Annotated in this window: 12 protein-coding genes; 6 read left to right on the top strand and 6 right to left on the bottom strand. The window is 34.8% G+C overall.

The genetic code is table 11. The features are described 5' to 3' along the window. Positions 1–78: 78 nt before the first annotated feature. Both ABMA70_RS01790 and ABMA70_RS01785 read left to right on the top strand, forming a co-directional pair. Positions 79–1,053, top strand: coding sequence for a DUF4423 domain-containing protein (locus ABMA70_RS01790; RefSeq protein WP_392991890.1), 975 nt, complete (start codon positions 79–81; stop codon positions 1,051–1,053). Positions 1,054–1,188: 135 nt separating this feature from the next. After that, entirely contained in the window at positions 1,189–1,662 is a 474-nt protein-coding gene (locus ABMA70_RS01785) for a hypothetical protein (protein WP_103217268.1), read from the top strand. 36 nt (positions 1,663–1,698) lie between these two features. Here ABMA70_RS01785 and ABMA70_RS01780 read toward each other — a convergent pair whose 3' ends face one another. Next, on the bottom strand, positions 1,699–2,262 hold the full coding sequence (locus ABMA70_RS01780; RefSeq protein ID WP_103217267.1) for an HNH endonuclease: 564 nt from the start codon (positions 2,260–2,262) through the stop codon (positions 1,699–1,701). A 293-nt stretch (positions 2,263–2,555) separates the two neighbouring features. On the opposite strand from ABMA70_RS01780, the gene ABMA70_RS01775 reads away from it, so the two are divergent. Then, positions 2,556–4,751: a hypothetical protein gene (locus ABMA70_RS01775; RefSeq protein WP_392991892.1), complete on the top strand. Its 2,196-nt coding sequence runs from the start codon at positions 2,556–2,558 to the stop codon at positions 4,749–4,751. Between the two features lie 36 nt (positions 4,752–4,787). Beyond that, complete coding sequence (locus ABMA70_RS01770) at positions 4,788–5,522, top strand: hypothetical protein (RefSeq protein WP_393022102.1); 735 nt, start codon at positions 4,788–4,790, stop codon at positions 5,520–5,522. On the opposite strand, the gene ABMA70_RS01765 is transcribed toward ABMA70_RS01770, so the two are convergent. Together ABMA70_RS01765 and ABMA70_RS01760 are read right to left on the bottom strand one after the other, a co-directional pair. Beyond that, positions 5,523–6,467, bottom strand: coding sequence for an NAD(P)H-dependent flavin oxidoreductase (locus tag ABMA70_RS01765; protein ID WP_392991896.1), 945 nt, complete (start codon positions 6,465–6,467; stop codon positions 5,523–5,525). Then, complete coding sequence (locus ABMA70_RS01760) at positions 6,457–7,209, bottom strand: tRNA (5-methylaminomethyl-2-thiouridine)(34)-methyltransferase MnmD (RefSeq protein WP_392991898.1); 753 nt, start codon at positions 7,207–7,209, stop codon at positions 6,457–6,459. The genes ABMA70_RS01765 and ABMA70_RS01760 overlap by 11 nt, the downstream gene beginning before the upstream one ends. A 77-nt stretch (positions 7,210–7,286) precedes the next feature. Here ABMA70_RS01760 and ABMA70_RS01755 point away from each other — a divergent pair, with 77 nt between their 5' ends. Next, positions 7,287–7,997 (top strand): hypothetical protein, encoded by a 711-nt coding sequence (locus tag ABMA70_RS01755; protein WP_146037799.1) that lies wholly within the window; start codon positions 7,287–7,289, stop codon positions 7,995–7,997. 34 nt (positions 7,998–8,031) lie between these two features. On the opposite strand, the gene ABMA70_RS01750 is transcribed toward ABMA70_RS01755, so the two are convergent. After that, positions 8,032–9,792 (bottom strand): acyl-CoA dehydrogenase family protein, encoded by a 1,761-nt coding sequence (locus ABMA70_RS01750; protein WP_392991900.1) that lies wholly within the window; start codon positions 9,790–9,792, stop codon positions 8,032–8,034. Positions 9,793–9,852: 60 nt separating this feature from the next. Here ABMA70_RS01750 and ABMA70_RS01745 point away from each other — a divergent pair, with 60 nt between their 5' ends. After that, positions 9,853–10,461 carry a tRNA-uridine aminocarboxypropyltransferase gene (locus tag ABMA70_RS01745; RefSeq protein ID WP_392991902.1) on the top strand — a complete coding sequence of 203 codons (609 nt, stop codon included), beginning with the start codon at positions 9,853–9,855 and terminating at the stop codon, positions 10,459–10,461. Positions 10,462–10,474: 13 nt separating this feature from the next. Here ABMA70_RS01745 and ABMA70_RS01740 read toward each other — a convergent pair whose 3' ends face one another. Next, complete coding sequence (locus ABMA70_RS01740) at positions 10,475–10,909, bottom strand: DNA starvation/stationary phase protection protein (protein WP_103217260.1); 435 nt, start codon at positions 10,907–10,909, stop codon at positions 10,475–10,477. A 102-nt stretch (positions 10,910–11,011) separates the two neighbouring features. Beyond that, positions 11,012–11,644 carry a hemolysin III family protein gene (locus tag ABMA70_RS01735; RefSeq protein WP_103217259.1) on the bottom strand — a complete coding sequence of 211 codons (633 nt, stop codon included), beginning with the start codon at positions 11,642–11,644 and terminating at the stop codon, positions 11,012–11,014. Positions 11,645–11,655: the final 11 nt, after the last annotated feature.

Below are 11,655 nucleotides of genomic sequence, written 5' to 3'. Positions count from 1 at the left end.
AATGCTAGAGCTTAGGCCCTAGCATTTTTTTATCCAATATTTCACTTAAATATGAATGAAATTTGTCGATAAGAGATTATGAGTATTACGACAGATTTTGATTTTGATGAATTATCACAACAGTTAATAAGATCAATTCGTGGTGACAAAAGCCAAGAATGGGTTAATCAGAAATTAGGCGCCAGCTCTAATATTGTCCATCGTTGGGAAAAAGGTCATTCAAAGACTTCATGGGAAGACTTTTTATCTTTGTGTGACATATTTAAGATTGATCTTAAAAATATTCTTTTGTCCTATTTACGCTATCAAGATACCTTACAAGAGCCATCTAAATTACTTGATTTTATTTTTAGTAATAAATCCTTAAATGACATCTCTAGCTCATGTGGCATTACTACATCAAAATTAAGACGTTTAAAAAGTGGCGAGACAGGACTGTGTTTAAATGATTTCTTACAAATCGTATTTGGACTTGATGAGATGGAATCGATGGCCCTTGTCTTCGAATTAACTTCACACAAGTCAATTCCACTCCTTGATAATTATAATAAGATGCGCCTTGAGATTACTAAACACTATTTTGATAACCCAAATATTGGAATTGTTCTTATTTGTTTGGATTTACCTGCATATAAAAAACTTAGCTTTCATCAGGATTCGTTTCTAGCAAAGGCCACAGGCCTTAGTATAAAAGAAGTTAATGATATTCTAGTTATTTGTGAAAATAATAAATTGATTGAAAAAGTCGATGGAATCTATCGTGCTGGAAAAATTAAAATTAGTGATCGAGGTAGCCGTCAGCAAATGAATGATATTCGTAAGTTCTGGCTTGAAAAGGCCATCGCAAATATAAAGGATAAGTCAGAAAAAGATGCTTACGGTTCTATGGTTTTTAATGCAAGCCAATCTGCAAGACAACAAATCATTGCTCTTTACTTGAGATTTTTTGAAGATTTTAAAAAGATAGTTTCTGAAGATACTGATGAAGATGTTGTTACTTTAGTGCTCAATTTCAATCTATTTAATCCTGGTAGTGATGATATAAATGACTGATTTTATTTAATTGTGTCTAAATTTGTTACTCGAGTGACAAAATCGGGGAGAGTTTTTCCAACTTTCATATCCTGAATATATTCTATTCATTTCAAAATTTATAACCTATCTTTAAATTTTCATTAGGGAGTTTTTATGAATAGAATAATTTTGACGCTACTTTTATCATTTATTTTTATTAGTTCGAATGCAAGTGCCAAGTCTACGGCAAGATTTCAATTTGACTTTGAAATTACAAATATGCTGACAAATGAAATTGTTATTTCAGCTGAATGTGAAGTTACACAAGTTCTTGAATGGAACAATAGTTTGAATGTTTTCAATTGCAATGTTGGAGAAGGTGATAACTTTCTTATTAAGAATGTTTCTCATGATCTTGGCTACGACTATACAAGATCATCTGCGTATACAAATTATTACTTAAGTGGGTCTGGTGGACTTGTAACTCAACTTTTTAAATATTCAAAACTTGATTATGCGATTACAAACGCTGGTATGATCGATGTGTACTATAAGGGCCGTAGGCCTTCAATTTCCTCAGTAGAGACAATGGTCGAAACTGAAGAGGACGTCTTTTTATTTTCAGTAACTAAAATCGAATATCTATAATTGAAAAGGGAGCCTGTGCTCCCTTCTTTCATTTGATTATGCTGCTAATTCAAATTGCATTTTTTCTTTAGTAAGGCCCGTTAGCTTGTCAAAGTCATAAGTATACCTTTCTCTTAATAACTTATTCTCCTTAATGGTATTTACTAATGCCATTAAATGATGTCCCTTGCGATAGTCGACTTCTTCTTTATTCGACTTTTCACGGTTACAACTTGGACAAAGAACCTGAAGGTTATCAATCATAAACTCTAAGTGTGGGTGAATCGATTTAGGTTTTATATGATCAATGTGCATATTGTCGTGCTCGATTCCACACTTTAGACACTTTGTGCCTTGGATACGAAAGACTTGCTTACGTAGATACTTCCAGTTTTTTTCATTCCCAAATGCTACTTGGGACTTTCTTGTGTGAATAAATTTTGCAATCTCCATCTGTGTTCTAAATTCAGCTTGCTGCGCTTGCGCTAGACCAAATTTTGGTCTGATAACAAAAACAAATAGCGATAACATCAACGAGAGTGAGCCAATATACCATACTAGTGTCATGGCCAATTCACGATAGAAACCAAACGATAATCCATTCATCGCGATTGCATTCATTGCGTTTTCCTCCGTCAAAATGTCTGTGTAATGTGCGTGTGTTGTGTGTGCCTAGTGTTAGGACTTTTTTTCACCTCCTTGCTTTATATAAAGCAAGGGCCATGCCAAAAAACATAACAATATTAGATGGTTATTATCTAAAAAAAAGATTGAACAGGTGACACAAAGTAACTGTTAAAAATAGTCAGGATCAGAGCGGCGCCACAAATATAGATTATTAAACAGTAATATATGTTTAATGAACAGGTTTTATTTGTCGATAAATAGATAAATTAATAATTGGGAAGTTTTAATTGAAAAAAAATATTATGAAATACTTTGTTGTCTTCTTATTGTGTAGTTACTCAGTTTTTGCATACAAATCTATTTATATAAAAAAAGAAGAAATAGTATATACATGTAAGGTGACATACGGTTTATATGCCGACGAATTTTTTCTTTGTGAAGATAAGGACGTTTTGAAGCTTGTCAGAAACAAAGAAAGCCAAAAGTTATTAAAAGAAAGGTTGGAAACAAATAAGAAATTATTTGAAAAACTTATAATAGACAAGCCTGAGTTGAAAGTTGGCGAAGTCACTTTTACAAATATAAAAATACCCTCAGATGAATATTTTTTTGCATTGTATTCTCGTCTTATAGCTTACAAAAGTAATTTCGTAAGCTATAGAAATAAGCAGGATGTAAATCACTATTCTTCTTCTTTTGCATATGTTTTAGAAGCGGTTCGTAGTCATAATTTCGAAAATTTAAAAATACTATTTAATCATTACAATTCAGACTTTTTAAAGTTTTTGGCGTTACGCTTAAGTTATTTTTATAATGGAAATGTCGATGAAATAACGAACGTTGTTGGAAATGATACCTTATTAAAGGCATCAATGTATGATGACTACTTTTTTCCAATTTTATCGAAATATAAATTTAGCGACATGGCAAGAAAGTCATACATGACTGATTTGATGAATATAGAACCATTCAAAAGAAAAAATAAATACAATAATATCTTTACCATGATCAAAGAAGATCAGAAGTTGTTTGATAAAGCTAAGGCACTTGCTAAAGCTGGTTTTAGTGTTAATGAGTCTCTAATGCTTGTTACGAATACTTATAAGACTAGCTTTTACTTAGATAAAAATAGCATTAGTGATTTATATAAATCAGGATATTCATTTGTAGAGAGATTTGAAAACTCTAATGGAGAAGATGTCATACCTCTTCTTTATATCCTGGAGTTTTCTAATCGCAAGGATATTGGTGAATATCTTTATGAGCTTGCTCCATTTATTGCTAAAATTAAAAACACAGATCTTAATGATAAGATTATCAAAGCCGCTTTAAAGAATCCAAATATTAAGGATTATAATAATTTTGGTATTAATTCATTAACGAAACTAGCAAGTGGAGTTACAGCTATTGAGTACGCATGGGAGAATCGTTTATATAATGCATTCTTCGCTCTTTCTAGTGGCATGATTCCTTCTCAAAGAATTCAGCAAAGAAAAATTGAAGATGAAGAATTACCTATTTTGATTTCTCAGTTTCTAAAGTCTTGTGGTGATTTTGTTCGCTTCGAAAAATATTATGAATTTTCGAACTTTATTTATAAAGAATTTTTGAATCTTGAAGATGAATATAAGAAAAGATTCAATAAAGAATTTAAATATAACCGGAATCAAGATGTAACACTTGGCAAGATAATGAAACAATCCCGTGTCTATGAGAAAAGTGTTAGCGATGCTTATGCTAAATTATCTACTTTTATAAAAAATAGAAAGATTCTAAGAAATGATAAAATTAGGTTTAGTCTCAATAAAGAGGTGGTGGATATAGTCTCTACAAGAAATAAGAAATATAGTTTTCGTCCTTTAGATAATGAAAATGATTTAAAAAAACCATTTGATTTGGCATGCCTTGATGATCGTTTAAAACCTATTGATTTATTCATTGCATCTGTTGAGCCAAAGGGGGATCATGTTGTGGCCACAGATTTAATTTCCTATAAATCACTCGTAAATAATATTTCTACAGATTCATGTGTATATCTTCTCAAAGTTTCAGAAATTCAAACTCTGTATAACCTAGCTCAGTTAAATGCAGGTGAGTATGAAAAAGAGTATACTCTTAAAGATAAGAAGAAGATTACACTTTATAATAAAGATAATTCAGAGATTGGTATCAAGCTTAAGGATTCAAATAAGGCAGTAATCTATACAAAAAAACATGGGAGTGAGGAACTAGATTATATTTTTTACGAATGTGAAAAATCTTCTTTAAGTGATGACTATGTTATATGTGACAGGAGAGTATTCGTTACTTCCTATGGTGATATCAATAATGATGGTATCGAAGATATTGTTGTTAGAGTATATCCTAGGTATAGGATGTTTAATTTGCAATACCCTACATCTGAATCGTGGACTAAAACTTTTGTCACAGCAATATTTTATTCTGATAAAGATCGTGGACATAACATGATAATGGTACAATAACGGATTTCATAAATGAAAAAAATAACTAATAGTTTAATGTTAAAAATTTTGGTTTGTTTCATTTTTGCTACTCAGGCCAATGCGATAGGTTTATTACTCTATGGGATCATTGAGAAAATGAGATCAACTCCACCAATACATGTACTATTAAAGCAGGATCTAAGTGATACGCTTAGAGGAGTTGATAAAAATGGTGATGGAATTAGAGACGATGTGTTTGATTATGTAATGGCAAATTTAAAGAATGATACTGAAGAGGAGAGGAAGATAGCTTCTTTGTATTTGAGGACCTTTGAAAGAATATTTGAATTAGAGAATATGTACCATACTCAGATTGAGCGTGAGATTCAGCTCTATAATAATTTAGAGTTTTGTATTGATAATAATCTTAAGTTTGATGATTATTATTTTAAACGAAAATTGTTATCGCTCTACTTTAATACTCCACAAAGAAAAAATTATTATAATAATTTCTTTTCTAGTCTTAGAAATAGGTTTAAAAGTCCTGAGTATGATCGTTTTAAATTTACTGCATATTTTAAATATTGCTCTGGTTTTAAAGGAGTTGATTTATTTCCATATCAATTCGAGTTGTATCGTGAATACTTCGATAATGATCTAACCAAGGCAAAGCGCTTTACGCAATTAACTTACACAGAGCTTATGGATGCTCGTATAAAAGTAGAAGATTTTCAATATATGAAAATCTTCTATAAAGAATTAGATCGTCGTTATAGGGCCGGCCAATTTCAAGATTTTAAAGGTTGGTAATTAATTAAAAACCGATGATAGTTTTAACATAACCTCGTCCACACTTGGAAGATCGTCAATGGCCCCCGAGGCCTGGCCAACTTCTAATTCACCTTCATCAATATCGCCATCAAGCATTCCAAGCTTGGCGCGGCCTTTTCCTAAATGTTCAACGAGCTTTTCAACTGGTGCACATTCGAGTTCTAGTTTAAGTGACTCCATGGCAAATTTATTTTTTAAAAGTCTTACGGGAACGTATGGTTTCATCTGAAGGCGAGTGTCTCCAGGGCCTGCTTTTAAAATAAGATCTTTATAATTTTGGTGGGCGCTACTTTCTTTGGTCATAAGAAAGCGAGTTCCAAGTTGGACACCGCTTGCTCCAAGACAAAAGCCTGCGGCAATTGTGCGCTCATCAAAGATGCCACCGGCCGCAATAACAGGAATATTAACTGTGTCACAAACTTGTGGGATAAGACACATTGTTGTAATTTCGTCTCGTCCATTGTGGCCACCGGCCTCAAATCCTTCTGCGACAACTGCATCAACGCCCGCATCTTCACACTTTTTTGCAAGGGCAGGACTTGAAGTGACATGGACAACTGTACATCCCTGATCTTTTAAAAACTTTGTATATTTCTTAGGTGAGCCTGCTGATGTAAAAAAGATTTTAATGCCTTCATCAAGACAAGTTTGGATTTGTTCCTCTGCAAGACGATAGAGAAGAGGGACATTGACTCCAATATGCTTACCATCATCTAAAAGTGAATTAGCTTTTCTTAAATGCTCCCTTAAAAGATCCGGCTTCATTGAACCTGCACCAATAAGGCCTAAGCCTCCGGCATTGCTTACTGCTGCCGCTAATTTTGAGCCAGAGACCCAAACCATCCCACCTTGAATGATAGGGTATTCAATGTTGAAGAGCTTACAAATCACATTATCTTTTAAGTTAAACATATCAAATTTCATTTAAATCCTTATCTGAAAAAGGGGGAGTCTTTGATCGACTGAGCTCTCCCTCTAATTTCTCGTCTTTGAATAGGCCGTCAGTAAAAGCACGAGTGGCCGTTCGTTTATTGCCAAAACCTTTCATATTGGTAACGTGAAAATCTGCTTCGAGCATGGCCTTTCTAATTTTGACTGATGCGCTATACGTTGTCATTACGGAATTATTACCACATAAACTACGCAGATTCCTGAACCATTCTTTTGTCCATAAAGAGGGATTTTTTGTAGGCGAAAAAGCATCTTGAAAAATACAATCCACTTTAATTTCTTCTAGAATAAGTTTCTTTATAGTTTCTCTGGCATCACCAATTAGAATTTCAACTTCAAATTTATCGTCTATATTAAACTTGATTTTATCATTTGAAATTTCGCCATTTGAAAAACCATGTTGTCGACAAACCCATTGAGCTAGTTCAGGGTCAATTTCTGTTGAGATAAATTTGATCTTATTTTGACAGTTTTTTGCTTCATTGAATGTTGCAAGAACTCCTAGGCCTACCCCAAGGCCAATCTCTAAAATTATTATAGGTGAGTTGTTTGCTCGGTCAATGATGCTGCAGCCATAGACGTAGTTATGAAGGGTCTCTTCATAGGCACCAGCAGTTGAATGACAATTCTCATCGTAGAGGCCACTGTGTAGTGTTAGATGTCCATCAGCGGTTTCTACTGCTTGGTATTCGCCTAATTTTGTTTTGAATTTCATAGGTAAAATTTAACACTTGAGCTATTTCACGGCCATGAAAATTTAAGTTTAGTTAACCGAATCCGAATAGTTAGTTGATGAATACGGTTTTAAAATCTAAATTCTTTCATATTTTATTGGCCATCACCGGCACATTTGTGATGTCGTCATGTGGTGAGTACGGTGGTGGTCCTGCACCTATTTCTAGTTCTCAAGTTGGTAGTATAGTTGAAGTTCAGCCGTCTTTAGATGAACTTTCTTTATCTAATGCTCGCTCTGCTTGTTCTCGTTTAAGAGCAATGCGTATGAATTTAGCAAGTACTGATGATATCGAGACTGTTAAGTTTGAAGTTAGAAAAGGTTCTTGTAGTGCTAACCCGAGTGTTAGAAATGTAAGGGCAAGTATTGATGCTGTTTATAATAATAAAATAAGCCTACAAGTTGTATCTGGTGCCTTCGATGTACCTGGTGAGCTCTTAGAGACTCAAGTGCAAACAGATGAAGATGGATTTATGCAATTATTTTGTCAGGCCTTCTTCAATAATGGAAATCCTAATCAGGTTTACGCAAATTTTGCAGGAATTGGAATTGTTTATTCATTTCCAAATTCAAATATCTTTGTAAGAAGTATCGTTACTGATCGATCTGCAAACGAAAAGGTCTTGTCGCAAAAGTATACTTATACAATTGAAGCCAATTCAGCTGCTTCTCGAAATGCAATGATCGAAAAAATTGAATATGAAACACAATGCTCAAATAACAATGTTAAGTATGATTATCAAAATATTGAAGAATATACTTTAAAATAAGAAGCCTCTCACTTTTAATAAGAGGCTTCATTCATTATCTTAAATCCCAATCATTATAAATTGCTGTTAGTCTTGGTGTAACAAGTCTTAAGTAGCGAGAGAATAAATCATATCTCTGTTTATCGATTGAAGCGTGATTTGCAAGAACTCTTAATGTTTCAAGATATGAAAGTCCTTGGCAGATCGTTTCAGCGTGGATCATTAGTTTGTCGACATTTTCTTCATTCATCCATGCCTTTGGGTTTGCAAGATCTGAAAGGCTATCTGGCTTGAGACATTTGATGATTAATTTCACAAGACTTTTCTTAAAAGTATATTGTGTTGAAGTAAGCTCTTTTTGTTCTTTGCTTTCCGCACTAACCCAACTAAATGCAGGGTGCTTAATAAAGAGATTCTTAAAGTATTTGTCAGGGTTCTTTGCAATATATTTAATCATGTCTTTAAGGGCCATGAGCGCTTGAATTTGACTTGTTCCTTCGTATAGAAGTGGACCAAACGAATCACGGTGATAGCGACTCATAGGATACTCTTCCATAAATCCATAACCACCAAGAACTTGAATGGCCTTAGTTGAGAGGTATGTATAAGCTTCACATGAATAGTACTTAACAAGAGGAGTGCGTTTTCTTGTCCAAATTGAAGCATTCTTAAATTGAGCTTCTTCTTCGCTTGTAAGCTCTCCTGTTATTTTCTTTTTTAGATCTAACTTTTGAAAAATATCATATGAAGAAATCGTATCAACAAGTAGTGCTCTAATTGCATCTCTTTCAGTTTCAAAGTCTTCAAGATTTCTTTTCATAAGTGGTAATTCTGAAATTGGCTTATCAAATTGCATACGTTCATCAGCATATTTTCTAGCATAGCCAATACAGCCTTCAATTCCACCAAGTGCCTGCATACCTACAGCGATACGAGCTTCATTCATGAGGTGAAGCATATACTTGAATCCTTGACCTTCTTCACCAATTAGGCGAGCAATAGAATTTTCATAAACGATTTCACAAGTAAATGATCCATGCATTCCCATCTTATGTTCGTTTTTGGCAACGATAAAATTAGGGCCTTCAACACCTGGCTCATCTTGCTCACATAGAAAGAGTGATAAACCTGAAAGTCCTTCTGGTGCACCTTTTACTCTGGCCAATACAAAGCCAATACCGCCACCACCATTAGTGATAAATATCTTCGAACCATTTAGCTTATATGTGCCATCTCCAACTGGAGTTGCGGAAGTTTTAATCATACCAAGATCTGAACCACAGCCAGGCTCTGTTAAATTCATTGATCCTGAAAGTTCTCCTGAGATAATTTTAGGAACAATTCTTTGTGCTGTTTCGTGGTCACAAAAACGGTGAACCATATCTGCGATTGAAGTAAAGAAAGCAAGCTGTGTACATTGAGAGTTACACGCTCGTGATAGTTGTTCTAGTAAAACCATTAGTGCAACAGCAGGAAGTCCCATTCCCCCAAAATCAGTAGGAAGACTTACTCCAAATGCTCCCAGCTCAGTTGCCTCTTGATAGAATGCATTTAATTCTGGGCCAGGAATCGTTCTACCATCTTTAACTTCTCCAGCACCATTTTGATCAATGGCCTCTGCTCTGGCATAGACTGCATCAGCTGCCCAGCTACCTGTTTGAGTAAGAAGCTCTTCCATAAAGCTTAGGATTTCTTCTTCATTATTAAAGCCGTCTTCAGTAGGGAAGTTAGGATAGTACATTGGAATAATAGTTTTCCAATCAATTGCGTTTCTAAGCATCCACTTCCATTCACTTTCATCACTAAAATAATTCATTTTTTACCTTTCCTTTATTTTAAAATCGAATAAATGCACTAATTATGATAAATCAAACCTATGTCAAAGTCACGCCGAGATACAAGAGATTCCCGCTGTCCAAATTGTCGCATCAATACTCATTGGTGCTTTTGTGACGTGCTTAAACCGTTTGCTAACCAAACTAAAGTCATCATCCCTATGCATTATACTGAGAGATGGCTGACGAGTAATACGGCCTATTTCGCGACCAAGGTACTTAAGAAATGTGAAATTTTCGAAAGAGGAAATGTTCATGAGCCTTTTGGGCCCCAGCTTTTCGACTTTGATACATTTGATTATATCTATCTTTTTCCAACACAAGACTCACTTCCTTTGCAGGATTATAAGGCCGAAGAAGGTAAGCAGACTTGTCTTGTTGTGCCTGACGGTTCTTGGTCAAAGGCCAAGAAATTTCACAAGCGTGAAGAAGTGCTTGGGCGTATGCCTAAATATCACTTAATCGATGTGGGACACAGTATCTACGAATTAAGAAAGTCTCCTGGTGAGAATTTTCTGTGTACATATGAGGCCATTGCACACGCTCTAGAGGTTCTAGAGGGATCTGCGGTTAAGGATCATATGATTGAAGCTTTTAAGGTGATAGTGGAAAGAATAAAAAAAAGCCGAAAGGGTGACTTTCGGCTTTAAATGATATTTTAGACTATTCTAGCATTGCTCTTAATTGCCAATTTTCTTTTTCTAGCCAAGCAACTTTTTCGTCTGCGTAAGCGACTGTTGTAGCATCGTTTTCATCACCAGCTGTTGCCGATAACTCTTTGAAGGCTTCTAGGAAGTATTGATTGTCTTTTAGTATTAGCTCTAGTGCTTGCGTACTTGTAAAAGATGACTCATTCGTCTCTTTTATGCGGCTTATTTCTAGTGCGCCTGACATCGTTAAAACAGGTTTCTGATGAAGTTGTAATTGTCTTTCTGCAAGGTCATCAAAAACGATCGCAAATTCGTTGTATAGAGCTTCAGTTAGCGCGTGAATTGGTTGAAACATCATTCCTGTTACATTCCAGTGAATGTTGTGAAGTTTCATAAAGTATACTTGTGCATCAGCTTGAATTAGTTTTAATTGGTTAATCGTGTTCATACGTTCTCCTTTATTTTCTAAAGTATAACAATAATAATTATACGAATCCAATAAAGAATCTATGTCAGCTCATAGTAAAAATCTATTGAAGTTTATGAAAGATTAGACGTATGCATACACTGCGTAAAAGTGAGAAGTAGTGCCTAAAAGGACACAAATATGCCAAATTGCATGACCCAAGTATAGACTTTCACGCAGGTAGAAGAGAACTCCTGTCATATAGCAGGCGCCACCAATGACAATCCATTTGAGGCAATCAAAGCTTAGATTTGCGATCATTTCTGTGCGAATAGCAAGAACCATCCACCCCATAATCAGACACAGAATTATCGTAAGAACTTCAGAACGATTAAAGGCAAAAAGCTTAATCAGAATCCCAATAAAGGCCAAGGCCCAAATATTGATCATCATCCACATTCCTGTTTCACCTTTAATGGCCAGCATAAGAAATGGCGTATATGAGCCGGCAATCAAAAGATAGATGCCAATATGATCCATTTTACGAAAAATATTCTTAAGCTTCTTATGGGCCGTCCCATGATAGAGAGTGGACATTGTATAAAGGAAAGTGATTGAAAGTCCAAATACAGTATAGGCGAAAGTGTGAATGCCAGACTTGGCCTTCAAAACCATCATAATTGTTCCAACTATTCCTAGGATAATACCCAAGCTATGTGTTGTTGAGTTGATGATTTCTTCAAACTTAGAATAGAGTTCGCCGTTACGTTCGTGCATATTGAAATTAT

Source organism: Halobacteriovorax sp. XZX-3, from assembly GCF_043196495.1.
GTDB lineage: Bacteria > Bdellovibrionota > Bacteriovoracia > Bacteriovoracales > Bacteriovoracaceae > Halobacteriovorax_A.
Note: the sequence above shows the minus strand (reverse complement) of the source record. Positions and strands in the feature narration are given on the sequence as shown.